This window comes from Streptomyces sp. NBC_00335, from assembly GCF_036127095.1.
Lineage (GTDB): Bacteria > Actinomycetota > Actinomycetes > Streptomycetales > Streptomycetaceae > Streptomyces.
In genome coordinates this window covers 180,948-195,065 of record NZ_CP108007.1, presented here as the reverse complement: position 1 = coordinate 195,065, position 14,118 = coordinate 180,948, and the positions used below count along the sequence as shown (strand labels likewise).

14 protein-coding genes are annotated in these 14,118 nt (G+C 72.7%); 3 read left to right on the top strand and 11 right to left on the bottom strand.

Features of this window, described 5'->3' with window-relative positions:
- Positions 1–9: 9 nt before the first annotated feature.
- From OHA37_RS40320 to OHA37_RS40275, 10 genes are all read right to left on the bottom strand, one after another.
- A complete protein-coding gene (locus tag OHA37_RS40320; RefSeq protein ID WP_266914479.1) occupies positions 10–1,119 on the bottom strand; it encodes a 3-oxoacyl-ACP synthase III family protein in 1,110 nt (369 codons plus the stop codon).
- Positions 1,120–1,121: 2 nt separating this feature from the next.
- A complete protein-coding gene (locus OHA37_RS40315; RefSeq protein WP_266914477.1) occupies positions 1,122–3,488 on the bottom strand; it encodes a beta-ketoacyl-[acyl-carrier-protein] synthase family protein in 2,367 nt (788 codons plus the stop codon).
- Between the two features lie 34 nt (positions 3,489–3,522).
- On the bottom strand, positions 3,523–4,812 hold the full coding sequence (locus tag OHA37_RS40310; protein WP_266914475.1) for a beta-ketoacyl-[acyl-carrier-protein] synthase family protein: 1,290 nt from the start codon (positions 4,810–4,812) through the stop codon (positions 3,523–3,525).
- Complete coding sequence (locus tag OHA37_RS40305; protein WP_266914473.1) at positions 4,809–5,237, bottom strand: 3-hydroxyacyl-ACP dehydratase FabZ family protein; 429 nt, start codon at positions 5,235–5,237, stop codon at positions 4,809–4,811. Before OHA37_RS40305 ends, OHA37_RS40310 begins: the two co-directional genes overlap by 4 nt.
- On the bottom strand, positions 5,234–6,511 hold the full coding sequence (locus OHA37_RS40300; protein WP_266914471.1) for a beta-ketoacyl-[acyl-carrier-protein] synthase family protein: 1,278 nt from the start codon (positions 6,509–6,511) through the stop codon (positions 5,234–5,236). Before OHA37_RS40300 ends, OHA37_RS40305 begins: the two co-directional genes overlap by 4 nt.
- Positions 6,508–6,960, bottom strand: a complete 453-nt coding sequence (locus OHA37_RS40295) for a 3-hydroxylacyl-ACP dehydratase (RefSeq protein WP_266914469.1) — start codon at positions 6,958–6,960, stop codon at positions 6,508–6,510. Before OHA37_RS40295 ends, OHA37_RS40300 begins: the two co-directional genes overlap by 4 nt.
- A 38-nt stretch (positions 6,961–6,998) precedes the next feature.
- Positions 6,999–7,766 (bottom strand): SDR family NAD(P)-dependent oxidoreductase, encoded by a 768-nt coding sequence (locus tag OHA37_RS40290; RefSeq protein ID WP_266914467.1) that lies wholly within the window; start codon positions 7,764–7,766, stop codon positions 6,999–7,001.
- A gap of 131 nt (positions 7,767–7,897) precedes the next feature.
- Positions 7,898–8,317 (bottom strand): acyl carrier protein, encoded by a 420-nt coding sequence (locus tag OHA37_RS40285; protein WP_266914465.1) that lies wholly within the window; start codon positions 8,315–8,317, stop codon positions 7,898–7,900.
- A gap of 106 nt (positions 8,318–8,423) precedes the next feature.
- The gene (gene fabD, locus OHA37_RS40280; protein WP_266914463.1) at positions 8,424–9,395 is read right to left on the bottom strand and encodes an ACP S-malonyltransferase; all 972 of its coding nucleotides are present in this window, start codon (positions 9,393–9,395) and stop codon (positions 8,424–8,426) included.
- Positions 9,396–9,526: 131 nt separating this feature from the next.
- Positions 9,527–10,771 carry an FAD-dependent monooxygenase gene (locus OHA37_RS40275; RefSeq protein WP_266914461.1) on the bottom strand — a complete coding sequence of 415 codons (1,245 nt, stop codon included), beginning with the start codon at positions 10,769–10,771 and terminating at the stop codon, positions 9,527–9,529.
- Positions 10,772–10,967: 196 nt separating this feature from the next.
- On the opposite strand from OHA37_RS40275, the gene OHA37_RS40270 reads away from it, so the two are divergent.
- Both OHA37_RS40270 and OHA37_RS40265 read left to right on the top strand, forming a co-directional pair.
- Positions 10,968–11,441: a DUF1772 domain-containing protein gene (locus tag OHA37_RS40270; RefSeq protein ID WP_266886907.1), complete on the top strand. Its 474-nt coding sequence runs from the start codon at positions 10,968–10,970 to the stop codon at positions 11,439–11,441.
- A 268-nt stretch (positions 11,442–11,709) separates the two neighbouring features.
- A complete protein-coding gene (locus OHA37_RS40265) occupies positions 11,710–12,453 on the top strand; it encodes a class I SAM-dependent methyltransferase (protein WP_266914459.1) in 744 nt (247 codons plus the stop codon).
- 175 nt (positions 12,454–12,628) lie between these two features.
- Here the strand turns inward: OHA37_RS40265 and OHA37_RS40260 are convergent, their stop codons facing one another.
- On the bottom strand, positions 12,629–13,060 hold the full coding sequence (locus OHA37_RS40260; protein WP_266914457.1) for a winged helix-turn-helix transcriptional regulator: 432 nt from the start codon (positions 13,058–13,060) through the stop codon (positions 12,629–12,631).
- Positions 13,061–13,198: 138 nt separating this feature from the next.
- On the opposite strand from OHA37_RS40260, the gene OHA37_RS40255 reads away from it, so the two are divergent.
- Entirely contained in the window at positions 13,199–14,116 is a 918-nt protein-coding gene (locus OHA37_RS40255) for an NADP-dependent oxidoreductase (protein WP_443046370.1), read from the top strand.
- Positions 14,117–14,118 lie beyond the last annotated feature (2 nt).

The following is a 14,118-nucleotide window of genomic DNA, read 5'->3' as shown; positions in this document are numbered from 1 at the left end:
GTTCCGTCCTTAACTGGTGGGGAAGGGTGCTTCCCAGGTGAGGGTGAGTCCCGCGTACAGGTAGCGGCTGGCCTCGATCGCGAGCAGCAGCACGGTGTCCCCGGGCCGGATGCGGCCCTCGGTCCAGCCGGCGTCCAGCGCGAGGGGGACCGCGGCGGAGCCGGTGGCTCCCACGTCGGTGAGGTTCTCCACGATGATCTTGCTCAGGGTGGCCTGGTCGTCGGCGGACAGTCCGGCCGTGCCGTACTCGCTGGAGAAGTACTCGGCGTTGCCCTCCGGCAGCACGCACGCGTCGATGTCCGAGAGGGCGAGGCCGGAGCGGCGCAGCATGTCGTGGATGCCCTCCACGAAGACCTTGGGGCCGAACTGGGCGGTGCCGGGGATGTCGAGCTTGATGTCCATCAGCCGCGTGCGCCGCTGCTGTTCGTGCAGCGGGGCGTCGGTGCCGCCGCCGACGATCAGCATGCCGGGCTTGCGGGCGCCGCCCATGGACCGCGTGGCGAACACCTGGCGGCTGCCCTCGTGGGCCGAGCCCTCCTCGCCGCCGCGCAGCACCACGGCGCCGGCGCCGTCGCCGAAGGTGTAGACGGTGAGCCGGTCGCGCATCCGCACCTTGTGCGGGTCGCGGCCGAGGAAGACGGGTGCGAGCAGCGGCGAGACCGACTCCGCGCCGATGACCAGCGCGGTGCGGTAGGTGCCGTCGGCGAGCAGGCGCCGGGCGATGTCGAAGGCCTGGACGGCGCCCACGCAGCCTGCGCGGACCTCGATGACCGCGCAGTTCGCCAGGCCGAGCTGCTCCTGGACGTAGGTGGCGGCGACCGGGAGGAGGTAGTCCGGGCTGGCGGTGGAGAGCACGATCAGGTCGACCTCGGCCGCCTCCACGCCGGCCCGCTCCAGGGCCTGGCGGGCGGCGGCGGTGGCCATGGCGGAGGTGCTCGTACGGTGTTCGCCGGTGGCCGGGTCCACGATCCAGTGGCGGCGTTGGACCTGGATGCCCTCCAGGACGTCGTCGGGCAGCGGCCCGCAGATCCGGGCCAGGGCGTCGTTGTCGAGGGGCTCGCCGGGCAGGTGGGCGCCGGTGGCGAGGATGGAGACGTGCCGGTCGGTGCTGGGTGACATGGTCAGTTCTCCGTAGCGGGACGCAGGACGAGGCTGATGTGGGTCCCCCCGAGCGAGGAGCTGTTGATCAGGACCGGCCCGCTGTCCAGGCCGTTGTCCCAGCCGGTGAGGGCGAGTACGGCCGCCAGCTGTGCGCCCGCGCCGGCCGGCTCGCCGAGCGTGCGCTTGGGGGTGTGGACGGGCACGGAGCCCGCCCCTTCGAGCCGGCCGGCGGCCAGCGTCTCGGGGCCGTCGGCGCTTTCCAGGCCGGCCGCGTTGGCCCAGATCCCGGTCAGCTCGCCCGGCTGGACGCCCGCGTGGGCCAGGGCCCCGCGCATGGCCCGCTCCACGCCCTCGCCCCCGGCGTCCCAGCGCCCGATGCCCTGGGCGTCGGAGGCGGTGGCGTGCCCCGCGAACTCGGCCAGCACCCGGGCCCCGCGGGCCAGGGCGCTCGACTCCCGCTCCAGGACCAGGGCGATGCCCCCTTCGGACAGGGTGTAGCCCGCCTCTCCGAAGAGGGGCAGCCCGCGGTAGGCCTCCAGTACGCCCGGGGAGAGGTCCTCCACCGCCGGGCACAGCACCGCGTCGGCGCGGCCCTGCATCAGCAGGTCGTAGGCGACGGTGAGGGCCGAGGCCCCGGCCGCGTGACCGGTCGTCACCGTCGAGGTGGGCCCCTTGGCTCCGACGTTCATGGCGACCTGGCCGGCGGCGGCGTTGAAGACGGTGTTGGGGAACACCGCCGGGCTGCCGTAGGAGGGGCAGATGTCGAGGACGGGCCGCAGGAAGTCCTCGATGCTGCGCATCGGGCCCAGCCCGGTGCCCAGGACCACGCCGACCCGCTCGTCGGCGGTGAGCCCGGCGTGCTCCAGGGCGACGCGGCAGGAGGCCACGGCGAGCTGTCCGAGGCGGTCCATGCGGCGCCGCTCGACGGGTGTGGTGTGCGCCGCCGCGTCGAAGTCCGCGCGTGCGACGCGCAGTCCGTCCTCCTGCGCGCCCAGCGGGCTGCCTCCGCGCCAGGCCCGCCACAGCGCGTCGGCGCCCGTACCGGCCGCGGTGATCGCGGCGAAGCCCGTGACCACCACCTTCTCCCCGGCGGGCGGGACCTCGGCGGTGAAGCGCCGGCCTGCCGGGCGGCCGAAGGCGACGCACGCGTTGGCCCCGGCGAAGGCGAAGTTGTTCGACAGCGCGGCGTCCATGGCGTGCGGGCGTCCGGCGTCGGGCACGGCGTCCAGGCCGCACTTGGGGTCCACGCCGGTGAAGTTGGCGGTGGGCGGGGCGATCTGCTCGACCAGCGCCTGGACGGTGACGATGGCCTCGACCGCCCCGGCGGCGCCCAGCAGGTGGCCGATCATCGACTTGGAGCTGCTGAGCGGGGTCTTCTCGGCGGCCTCGCCGAGTGCGGCGCGGACCGCGTTGCTCTCGGCGGAGTCGTTCTTGGGCGTACCGGTGCCGTGGCCGTTGATGTAGCCGACGTCCTCGGGGGTGAGGCCGGAGGAGCTCAGCGCGCCGCGGATCGCGCGGGCCGCGCCCTCGCCCTGGGGGTGCGGGGCGGTGGCGTGGTAGCCGTCGGCGGAGAGCCCGTAGCCCAGGACCTCGGCGAGGATGGGGGCGCCCGCCGCGCGGGCCACGGACTCCTCGGCCAGGACGAGCATGCCCGCGCCCTCGCCCAGGGAGAGGCCGTCGCGGTCCTTGGAGTACGGGGCGGCCGGCTTGCTGGACAGCGACTGGAGGCTGGTGAACCCGGCCCACGCCGTCTCGGTGAAGGCGTCGCTGCCGCCGACGAGCATGGCGTCGGAGTGTCCCGAGCGGATCGATTCGACGGCGTGGGCGATGGCGTGGGCGCCCGAGGCGCAGGCCGTGTTCACCGACAGCGAGGGCCCCTTGAGGCCGAAGGCGCTGCTGAGCGCCTCGGCGATGGCCTGCGGGGGCACCAGCAGGTAGTGCCGGCCGTCGTCCTCGGGGGCGCCGCCGGCCCGGGCTCTGCGGGCGAGCTTCTCCGCGCTGCGCAGCCCGCCGTTGCAGGAGCCGAAGGAGACGCCCCAGCGGCCGGCGGGCACGCCGCCGAGGTCCGCCTGGTCCAGCGCCTCCTGCGCCGCCGCCAGTGCGAAGTCGACGGCGGGCTCGCGTTCGCTTCCGCCGAAGGCGGCCAGGTAGTCGTAGGCGGGGGCGAGCTCGCTCTGGACCTCGCCGCCGATGTCGGTGCCGTAGAAGTCCATCGGCATGCCGCGCACCGGTCCGATGGCCGAGTATCCGGCCCGTACGCCCTCCCACAGGGCGGTGGCGGTGGCGCCCTGGGCGGTCACGGCGCCGACGCCGCAGACCACCACGGTCCGGGTCCGGCCGCCCGTGCCGTCCGGCGCGGTGTCGTGCTCGTACACGTCGTCGGTCATGTCCGCTCTCCGTCCGGGGGTATGCGTATGTCCGTCATGAGGTCCGCCCCATGGCAATGGCCACCGCCTGGCCTTCCAGACCGCGGGCGAGGGCCAGCGCGCTGTCGGGCCGCGTTTCGCGCGGGGTGAGCGGTACGTAGTCGAGGTCGCACTCGTCGGCGGGGTGGTGCAGGTTCTGGGTGGCGGGAACGACGCCGGAGTTCAGGGCGAGCGCGGTGACGGCCGCGTTCAGGGCCCCGGCTCCGCCGACGAGGTGGCCGGTCTGCGGTTTGATGCTGCTGATCTGCGCCGCCTTGGCGGCCGTGCCGAGGGCGTCGTGCAGGGCGAGGGTCTCGCTGGCGTCGCCCTGGACGGTGGCGCAGCCGTGGGCGGCGATGTAGCCGCCGTCGTGGAAGACGCCGCCCGCGTCGTCGAGCGCGCGGACGATCGCCCGGGACAGGCCGCGGGCCCTGGCCTGCGGGCTGGGCGGGCGTACGCAGTCGTTGCCCGCGCCGTAGCCGGTGACCTCGGCGTAGCAGTGGGCGCCCCGGGCCAGGGCGTGTTCGCGCTCCTCCAGGACGAGCAGGGCGGCGCCCTCGCCGAACACGGAACCGCTGCGGTCGCGGTCGAAGGGGCGGAAGGCCTCCTGGCCGAGGTCGGTGCGGGTGGACAGAACGCCGAGGCCGTCCATCTTGGACATGGCCCACCAGCCGGTGGCGTCGTCGTACCCGCCCGCGAGCACGATGTCGGCCTCGCCGCGGCGTACGGTGCGCATGCCGCGGCCGATCGCCATGGCGCCGGCGTCGGCGGTGCCCGCGAAGTAGGCGTTGGCGCCGCGGATCCCGTACTTCTCGGAGATGTGGAAGCCGGCCGCGGGCTGCAGCCCCTCGACGAAGAACAGCGGGGCGATCACCGAGGACGCCGTCCGGCCCAGCTTGTGCAGGTCGGGGGTGCCGTCCTCGGCGCGCACGGCCTGGAGCTGGGCGATCAGCTCGTCCATGCGGGGCATTTCCTTGTTGCTGCCGAGGAAGAGCCCGGTGCGCTGCCCGAGGTCGCTCTCGCCGTCCAGGCCGGCGTCGCGCAGCGCCAGGGTGGCGCCCGCCAGGGCCAGCTGGTCCCCGCGGCACAGCATGCGCAGGGTGCGCCGGTTCGCCCACTGCGTGGGGTCGAAGTCGTGGATCTCCGCGCCGATCCCGGTGCGCAGCGGCGCCGGGTCGTAGGCGCGCAGCGGGCCGATCCCGCTGCGGCCTTCGAGGAGGTTCTCCCAGGTGGGTGCGGCGCCCTGGCCGATCGCGGTCATCAGACCGATGCCGGTCACCATCACGCGCCGCCTGTCGTCGCTCATGCTGTGCCCTCCCTGGGCTCGTCGGCGCTCACCAGGGTGAGGAGGCGAGCGGCGGCAACCACACGGCCCTCGACCCGGGCGGTGGTCCGTACATCGGTCGTCTGCTGCGTGCGTGCCGTCACCTCTACGGTGATCTCGACCTGGTCGCCGGGGGCCACGAAGTGCTTCCAGCGGACGCCCCGTACGGAGGCGAGCCGCCATCCGGCCGGGTCGCCGCCCGCGACGGCCTTCGCCAGGTCGGCCATGCTCTCCAGGAGCAGTACGCCCGGCAGGATGGGGTGACGGGGGAAGTGGTGGTCGAAGACGGGCAGGGTGGCGGGGATGTTGCGGACGGCGACCGCCCGTTCGCCCGGGACGAGCTCCACGAGGCGGTCGAAGCCGTGGGGGACCTCAGCCCTCGTGCCCACCTCCGTCGCGGTGCTCACGCCTCCTCCTGCGGGGCGCCGATGACGATGCTGGTGTTGCTGCCGCCGAACGCGAAGGCGTTGATGAGGACTCCCGACACCGGCATGGGGCGCGCGGTGTGCGGTACGTAGTCCAGGTCGAGCCCGCGGTCGGGCCGGTCGAGGTTGACGGTGGGAGGCACCAGGGAGTGGCGCATCGCGTTGACGGCCGCGAGCACGCCGAGTCCGAGGCTGGCCGAGGTCAGGTGTCCGGCCATGGACTTGGGCGCGCTGACCACCAGCCGCTGCGCCTCGGCGCCGAACACCTTCTTGATGGCGGTCGTCTCGGACTGGTCGTTGCCGTGGGTGCTGGTGCCGTGGGCCACGACGTAGTCGATGCCGGTGGTGCCGAGGCCGGATTCGGCGATGGCGCCCTCCATGGCCTGGATGGCTCCGGAGCCGTCCGGCGGGGAGTCGGTGATGCGGTAGGCGTTGAGGGTGGAGCTGTAGCCGAGGACCTCGGCGAGGATGGTGGCGCCGCGTTCGCGGGCCGCGTCCATGTCCTCCAGGATCACCGCGACGGCTCCCTCGCCGACCACGAAGCCGCTGCGGTCCGCGTCGAAGGGGCGCGAGGCGTGCTCGGGATCGTCGTTGTACTGGTCCGTCAGGGCCCCGAGCAGGCTGAAGCCGAGCAGGTCGAGCCAGGTCGTCAGCGAGTCGTAGCCGCCGGCGATCATCAGCTTCGCGTCGCCCTCCTGGATGGCGCGGTACGCCTCCCCGATGGCGTGCCCGGATCCGGCGCAGGCGGTGCTGATGCCCAGCATCGGACCGGTGCCGCCGACCATCCGGGCCATGGCGGCCAGGGGGACGTTCTGGTCGTCGGTGAGGGTCAGGGCGGGGGGCTGGCAGATGAAGGCGTCCGCCTGTCCGGTGGTGGCCCGCAGGTGGCCGATGTCGAGCAACGCCTGGAGTTCGGGACGGCCGACGCTGGCTCCCATGGCGACGCCGCGCTCGTCGGCGGCGTACACCTCCTCGGAGAGCTCGTCGACCCCGGCGCAGCGGACCGCCTCCCAGGCCGCCGCGACGCCGAACTGGCCGACGCGCGAGAGGTGCTTGCGCCCGACCTTCGCCGGGATGGCGGCCGCCGCGTCGAAGTCCTTGACCTGCGCGGCGATCCGTACCGGGAAGCCGGAGGCGTCGAAGGTGGTCAGCGGACCCACTCCGCTGCGTCCGGTGGCCAGGCCTTCCCAGGTGCTGTCCGCATCGTTGCCGAGCGGGGTGACCGCCCCGACTCCGGTGATGGCTACGCGCTTCATCCGACCGGTCCTCCACCCTGCAGCTGTCGCGCCATGCGCGCCGTGTTCGCCGGGTCGTCGAGACGCTCGGCGTCGATGAGCGCGCACATGATGCCGCTCGCTTCCAGGACGGTCTCGCCGTCCACCGTGACGGTGCCGTCCAGGATCGCGGCGTCGTCGTTCATCGATTCGATCCTGGCCTCCATGCGGAGCACCTCACCGGGCACCACCGGACGGTGGGCGGTGGCCTCGCCCACGGCGAGCAGCGCCGCGCGCAGCTTGTGGTCGGTGCTGAGCATGATCAGCCAGGTGGCCGACTGGCACAGGGCCTCCAGCGCGAGTCCGAAGGGCAGTGCCGGGCCGTTCGCCGTGGCCTGCCAGTAGTCCTCGTCGACGGTGGTGACCTTACGGGCGGTGATCCGCTCGCGGGGGGTCCAGGTCTCGATCCGGTCGATCAGATGGAATCGCATCGTCGTCTCTTCGTCTCTTCCTTCCGTTCCCCGCGGTCCTACGGGCGGCCGATGCCGAGCTGGGCGGAGAATCCGCCGTCCACGGTGAGCAGTTCGCCGGTGGTGTAGCCGGAGTCCGGGCCGGCCAGGAACACGGCGGCCGCGGCGACCTGCTCGACGGTGGCGAAGCGGCGCAGGGGGATCTGCCGCTTGATGCTCTTGCCCCCGTCGCGCTGGAGCACCTCGCCCACCAGTTCGGTCGGGGTGAAGCCCGCGAGGACCGCGTTGACCCGTACGCCGAACCGGGCGAGCTCGATCGCGGCGGAGCGGGTGAAGGAGTTCAGGGCGCCCTTGGAGGCGGAGTAGTTGGACTGGCCGATCCAGCCGCGCTCGCCCATGGCGGAGGAGATGTTGACGACGGTGGCGTCGCCCTGGGCCATGAAGTGCTCCATGACGGCGTGCGTGCAGTGGTACGCCCCGCCGAAGTTGACCTTCATGACGTTCAGCCAGGCGTCCGGCGCGGAATCGTAGATCAGGCCGTCGTCGCTGGTGCCCGCGTTGTTGACCAGCACGTTCAGGGAGCCCAGCTGACGGATCGCCTCGGCGACCAGTTCCGCGGCCTCGGCGGGGTCGGAGACGTCGGCGCCGATCGCCACGGCCCGGCCGCCCGCCGCCTCGATCTCCTTGACGACCGCCAGGGCGTCTTCCCGGCGCGAGCGGTAGTTGACTGCGACAGCCGCCCCTTGTTCGGCCAGGGCCAGGGCGATGGCCCGGCCGATGCCCCGCGAGGCGCCGGTGACCAGGGCGGTGCGGTCCTTCAGCTTCATCTGTCTCTTCCCGTTTCTGCTACGAGGTGGGCGTCCTGGCTGCTGCGGCCGACGGGCGCCCTACGGGCCCCGGCGCCACCCGCATCCGCCCGGCCCTGCGGTGGGGGGCCGGGCGGATGCGGGACGGCATGTCAGGCGGCGGCCGCGTGGGCGCGCTCGGTCAGCAGATCGGTGAGGTTCTGCACGGTGAACAGGCCGAGGACCCCCTCGGCGGTCAGCGGCTCCGCGAGCTGGTTGCGGTCGAACTGCGGCAGGACCTTCTCCAGGTGGGTCAGGCCGGTGTCGTTGACGACCTCGTTCTCGTCGCCGAACTCCTCGTCCGGGATGCCGCCCTGGAGCAGGTTGGCGATGTCGGCCACGGTGATCTTCACCTTGGTGGCGCGCTCCAGCCGGAAGAGGATGTCGAGCAGGTCGATGGACTCGGCACCCAGCGCCCCGAGGAGGGTCGCGTCGGGAACGGCCTCGGCCTCGTCGATGCCGAGGGCGTCGGCTATGGCGGCCTGGACCGCGGGGAGGTAGTCGGTCGACAGGGTGGTCAGGGTTTCGGGCACCGTTTGCTGCCTTTCAAGGGGATTTTCGCGAAGGGGACGAAAGAGAGGGAGGAAGAGGAGGGGACGGAGACGGGGGCGGGCGTACGCGCCCACCACGGGTACGCGGCTACGCGGCGGCCGCGCCGACGACGGGCTGCGGGCGCAGGTCGCGCAGGAGCGTGGCGATGCGGCGCTCGTCGTTGGTGCTGCGCACCAGGGCGCCGGGTACGGAGCGGTTGGCGAAGCCGCTGAGGACGCGGCCGGGGCCGACCTCCAGATAGCCGTCCACGCCGTGCGCCGAGGCGGATTCCAGTACGTCGACCCAGCGCACCGGGCCGGCGAGCTGGCGCCGGAGCAGGTCGCGGGCGTGCGCCCCGTCCCGCACCGGGCCCCCGGTCACCGAGCTGATGACGGTCAGGTGGGGCGCGGAGAAGGCGGTGCGCTCCAGTTCGGCGGTGAACTCGGCCTCGACCGCGCTCATCAGCGAACAGTGGAAGGGCGCGGAGACCTTCAGCGGCACGGCCCGCTCGGCGCCCGCCTCCAGCGCGAGCCGGCCCACCTCGGCGACCGCCCCGCTCTGGCCGGAGATCACCGTCTGACCGGCCTCGTTGTAGTTGGCGACCTCCACCACGCCGAGCGGTGCGGCGGCCGCGCAGAGCTGCTCGATCCGCTCGGGAGCCAGCCCCATGACCGCCGTCATGGCCCCGGACACCCGGCGCGAGACGCCCGCCATGAGCTCGCCGCGACGGCGTACGAGGCGCAGCGCGTCGCCCGCTTCGAGGACGCCGGCGGCGATCAGCGCCGTGTACTCGCCCAGGCTGTGCCCGGCGACCGCGCCGGGCCTGAAACCGGTCTCCTCGCGCAGTACCTCGTACACCGCGAGGCTGGTGGCGACGATGGCGGGCTGGGCGATCTCGGTCGGTGCGAGGTCCGCCTCGGGGGCCGTGGTGCACAGGTGCGTCAGGGGGAGTCCCGTGGCCTCCTCCGCCTGGGCCAGCACGCGTCCGACCGTGCGGGGGTGTTCGCGGAGGAGGTGTCCGGCCATGCCCGCGCGCTGCGAGCCCTGACCGGGAAACATCGTGAAGAGATTGTCGATCATCCCCGTTCCTACCTCACTGAGTTGTGGGTGACAGGTCGTCGAGCCGTCGGTCCGTCGCACACAGACGGCTGGTTCTCGACCCCGTGAAATCTGGCATCACGTTCTGGCGCATTCCTCGAATGCGCCTCGACTCACTCGGCTGCGGCGCCGGGCGCGGCGGCAGTCCGGGCGGCGGGGTGCGCGAGCGCCCGCGCGGGGGCCTTGGCCCAGCGGGTGCCGTAGGCGACCTGCCCCTTCTCGGCCGCGCCGAAGGCCTTGGTGTTCCAGTTCTTGCGCATGAAGGCCTCCCGCGCCTTGATCAGGAGCGGGTTCTCCACCGAGCCCATCTGCCCGATGCGCCAGGCGATGCGCTGCAGGGGCGCGGTGCGCTCGCGGCGCTCGGACTCGTAGGAGCGGAGCGCGGAGACCGGGTCGCTGCCCGCCCGCTCCAGGTGCTCGGCCAGGACCAGGGCGTCTTCCAGGGCCTGGCAGGCGCCCTGGCCGATGTTGAAGGTGATGGGGTGCGCGGCGTCTCCGAGCAGGGTGACGCGGCCCTTGCCCCAGTGGCGTTCGGGCTTGCGGCCCTCGACGTCTCCGCGCAGGATCCATTCCTCGGGGGTGGCGCGCAGGATGTCCGAGACCGGTCCGCCCCAGCCCGCGTGGCGGCGCAGCAGCATGTCCCGTACGCCGGGCTCGTCGCGCCCGCCGGGCGCCCCGTTGGCCACGCTCATCCAGTGCACCAGGCCGGGGGCGACGTCGTAGTAGGTGAACCGGGTGCCCGGCCCGAACATGGCGTTGAAGGTGCCGGCCGGGATGTCGGCGTGCTCCATCGGGGCCCGGCCGCGCCAGGCGATGTAGCCGCTGAAACGGTTCTTGGCGGGCCCGAACATGGCGTCGCGCACGGCGCCGTGGATGCCGTCGGCCCCGATCAGCAGGTCGCCGCGCTCGCTGCCACCGTCGGCGAAGCGGACCGTGACGCCCTCGGCGTCCTGGTCGAAGCCGGTCACCTGGGCGCCCGTACGCACGACCGGGCCCTCAAGCGCGTCGCGCAGGATGCCGTGCAGCACGGAGCGTTCGACGGCGATGGTGGGCTGTCCGTAGCGGGTGACGAAGTCGCCTATCGGCCAGGCGCCGAGCACTTCGCCGCGCCAGGTGCTGAAGTGCGCCGTCTCCTGGGCCGGGGCGATCTCCAGGACCTTCTCGGCCAGGCCCAGGTAGTCCAGCGCGAGCACGCCGTTGGTCCAGATGTGCAGTCCCGCGCCGCCGTCGCGCAGCTCCTCGGCGCGCTCGAAGACGACGACCTCGAAGCCCCCCCGCTGGAGTGCGAGGGCCGCGGCGAGGCCGCCGATCCCTCCGCCGGCGATGAGTACGCGACGGGGACGTCGTCCTATGGCCATCTCTAGCTCTCCTCCGTGGCTGTCCGGGCGGCCAGGCCGCTCCCATCGGGTACGAGATCCCTGACGGACTCCGGTAGTTGTCAACGCTAGCATTGCGAGCGCCGATGTTGATAGTGTCGGCAGGACATCTAGCATCGCTATATCCCCGTGGCGCGACGGCCACGCGGCAACCGGCAGAACGACAGAGGTGGTTGTGATGGAAGCGCTCCTGCTCACGCTGGCCGTGGTGGCCACCATGGCGAACGCGGTGGTCTACGGCACCGACGTCTTCTCGGCACTCGTCCAGCGGCCCGCCATGGCCCACGTCGACGACGCGGCCCTGACCAGCGCCATGGGCCAGATCCACCGCTTCGGCGACAGCCGGATGCCCATACCGGGCGTCTTCGGCCTGGTCGCCACGGTCGGCACCGCCGCCGTGGCCGGATTCGAGGGCAAGACCACGCCGTCCGTGGCCTCGGGCGTGGCCGCCCTGGCCCTCGTGGTGTGGCTGGTCATCTACAACAAGGTGAGCGCGCCCGTGAACAAGGAGCTGACCGGAGCGGCGCTGGACTGCCGCGTCGCGCCCGACGCCCGTGGCCTGCAGCGCACCTGGGACAGCGTCATCAACGTCCGGGTCCTGCTCCAGGCGGTGGCGCTCGGCGGGATGTGCGTCGCGCTCGTGGCCTCCTGAGCCGAGACCCCCGCAACTCCCCGGGAACCCACGCGCCGGGGCTTCGAAGGGGACCCGCCACCCGGCGGGTCCCCTTCGGCATGCGCCCCCACCGCCGGGATGCGGCTGTGCGGGAGGCCGGGAGGGGTGACCGGTTTTCGTGGTTTTCGCCAAGGCTGATGGCTCGTCGGTTTGGGAGAGACTGCCGGTCGGAGGGCTCGATCCGTCGTGTTCACGGGCGGGGTCGGGCCCTCTCGCACGGTGAATCACGAACGGGGAGGACGGCACGATGAGTGCACAGGAGCAGTACGACGAGATCGGTGAGGCGTACGAGGGGTTCAAGGCCCTTCCGCTGGAGCAGTGGGCCATCGTGCCCGGATTCCTGGCCCTGGTCGGGGACGTGACGGGCAAGTCGGTGCTCGACCTGGCATCCGGCACCGGCTTCTACAGCCGGGAGTTCAAGCGGCGCGGCGCGGCCGACGTCCTCGGCATCGACATCTCCGGCGAGATGGTCGCCGTGGCGCAGGCGATCGAGGAGCGCGATCCCCTGGGCGTGCGCTACGAGGTGGGCGACGCGGCCGAGCTGCGGTCCTTCGAGGAACCCTTCGACATCGGGCTGGCCGTCCAGCTCCTCAACTACTCCTCGGACATCGCCACCACCGAGCGGATGTGCCGCAACATCCACCGGAGCCTGAAGCCCGGCGCCGAGCTCTTCCTGATCAACCAGTCGCCCGACTACCGCTTCGACGGGCCGACCCCGGAGAAGTACGGCTTCCGCACGGAGCTCACCGGCGAGGAGGTCGAGGTCGGCTTCAAAGTGCGGACCACGGCGCTGCTCGACCCGCCGGTCTCCTTCGTCGCCCACTTCCCGCGCCGCGAGGTGTACGAGAGCTGCCTGAAGGCGGCCGGTTTCAGCGAGCTGACCTGGACCCCGGTGACGGTGTCGGAGGCCGGCGTGCAGGAGTTCGGTGCGGAGCACTGGGCCGACCTCGCCGAGAACCCGCCGCTGGAGATGCTGCGCTGCCGCGCGTGACGATCGCCCGCCTGACGATCCGCCGCCTGACGATCCACCGTCGGCGACGCGCCGCCTGACGACGCATCGGATGCGGTGACGGCCCGGCCCCGGGAGTCTTCCAGGGCCGGGCCGTCGGTGGTTCACGCGGTGCCGGGCCAGGCACCGGCCGCCCTTCGAGTCGGTCGGCGGCCCCTCATTGCCTGTGGTCGTAGCCTTCGCGATGGGTGAGGACCTCCTCCATGTGGCCCTCCGCCCATTGCTTGATTCCCCGCATGACCACCTGGAGCGAGCGACCGAGATCGGTCAGCTCGTACGTGACGGTCACGGGCACCGTGGGGGTCACGGTCCTGGTCACCATCCCGTCGCGCTCCAGTGCGCGCAGCGTCTGCGTCAGCATCTTCTGGCTCACGCCCGAAATCCGGCGTGACAGCTCGGAGAACCGCATGGGCTGCGGTTCGCCGCCCGGGACGGCCCCGGGGCCGTCCCCGCCCAGGGCGGCGAGCACCAGGGCGACCCACTTGTCGGAGAGCCGCTCCAGGAGCTGGCGGCTGGGACATGCCGCAAAGAACGCGTCGTACTGCGCTTTGGCTACGGCCCGCCGCTGGGACGCGGTACTGGTCTGCACAACTCGTCTCCTCCGCTCGGTGACTAAGGCACTTTCAGGTACCTACTTCCCACGGGGAAGCAGCTCCCTCCATGGTGGTGCTGCACCACAGCGATGGCAAGAGCAGCAGACGAGGCCCTCACCAAGGAGCGGATGACCATGCATCAGATGACCTCTCGGCGGATCGTGGTCCGTGTGCCGTCCGGTCCCCGGTCGATCGAGACCGTCGAGGTCCCGGTGGCCGAGCCGGGGCCGGAGCAGATCCGGGTCAAGATCGGAGCCGCGGCGATCAACCCGGTCGACCTGGGGGTGGCCGGGGGCATCTTCCACCGGCTCGGATTGGTCGACCAGCCGGACTACACCGGTCTCGGCTGGGACTTCGCCGGCACCGTGGACGCCGCCGGGCCCGGTGTCGAGCTGCCGGTCGGCACCCGTGTCGCCGGGTTCCTCGACGGTTTCGACCGCGATCACGGATCCCATGCCGAGCACCTCCTGGTCTCCGCCGCGCAGGTCGCCGTCGTTCCGGACGGCCTGGACCTGGTCGAGGCCGGGGCGGTGCCGCTCAACGCCACCGCCGCGGCCCAGCTCGTCGACCTCCTCGGTGACGCGCCCGCCGGGGCCCGGCGCTTGCTGGTGACCGGCGCGGCGGGTGCGGTGGGCGCTCATGTCGCCGTACTCGCCCAGGACCGCGGCTGGCAGGTGACCGGGATGGCCCGAGCGGCCGACGAACCGTTCGTCCGGGGGCTCGGCGCCGGCTTCGCCACCGATCTCGGGCAGGGCTGGGATGCCGTTGCCGATGCCGGAGCCCTGCAGGAGTCCGCCCTGCGTGCGGTGCGCGACGGCGGCCGGTTCGTCGGCGTGCAGCCGGCCGCACGGCTTCCCGAGGAGCGCGGCATCACCGTCGAGGTCCTGTTCGCCCGTCCCGACGGTGCACTTCTCGCCCGGCTGCTCGTACGGGTGGCGGCGGGAGAACTGCCGGCTCGCGTCCACTCCGTCGCGCCGCTCGGCGAAGCGGCCGATGCCTACCGGGCGATGGCCAAGGGCAGCGTCCGCGGGCGGATCGTCCTCGTCCCGTGAGG

What these genes read in the sequence shown, in the direction of transcription:
- OHA37_RS40320 (WP_266914479.1), bottom strand. Translation starts at nt 1,119, where the DNA reads ATGTCACCCAGCACCGACCGGCACGTCTCCATCCTCGCCACCGGCGCC.
- OHA37_RS40315 (WP_266914477.1), bottom strand. Translation starts at nt 3,488, where the DNA reads ATGACCGACGACGTGTACGAGCACGACACCGCGCCGGACGGCACGGGC.
- OHA37_RS40310 (WP_266914475.1), bottom strand. Translation starts at nt 4,812, where the DNA reads ATGAGCGACGACAGGCGGCGCGTGATGGTGACCGGCATCGGTCTGATG.
- OHA37_RS40300 (WP_266914471.1), bottom strand. Translation starts at nt 6,511, where the DNA reads ATGAAGCGCGTAGCCATCACCGGAGTCGGGGCGGTCACCCCGCTCGGC.
- OHA37_RS40295 (WP_266914469.1), bottom strand. Translation starts at nt 6,960, where the DNA reads ATGCGATTCCATCTGATCGACCGGATCGAGACCTGGACCCCCCGCGAG.
- OHA37_RS40290 (WP_266914467.1), bottom strand. Translation starts at nt 7,766, where the DNA reads ATGAAGCTGAAGGACCGCACCGCCCTGGTCACCGGCGCCTCGCGGGGC.
- fabD (WP_266914463.1), bottom strand. Translation starts at nt 9,395, where the DNA reads ATGATCGACAATCTCTTCACGATGTTTCCCGGTCAGGGCTCGCAGCGC.
- OHA37_RS40275 (WP_266914461.1), bottom strand. Translation starts at nt 10,771, where the DNA reads ATGGCCATAGGACGACGTCCCCGTCGCGTACTCATCGCCGGCGGAGGG.
- OHA37_RS40270 (WP_266886907.1), top strand. Translation starts at nt 10,968, where the DNA reads ATGGAAGCGCTCCTGCTCACGCTGGCCGTGGTGGCCACCATGGCGAAC.
- OHA37_RS40265 (WP_266914459.1), top strand. Translation starts at nt 11,710, where the DNA reads ATGAGTGCACAGGAGCAGTACGACGAGATCGGTGAGGCGTACGAGGGG.
- OHA37_RS40255 (WP_443046370.1), top strand. Translation starts at nt 13,199, where the DNA reads ATGCATCAGATGACCTCTCGGCGGATCGTGGTCCGTGTGCCGTCCGGT.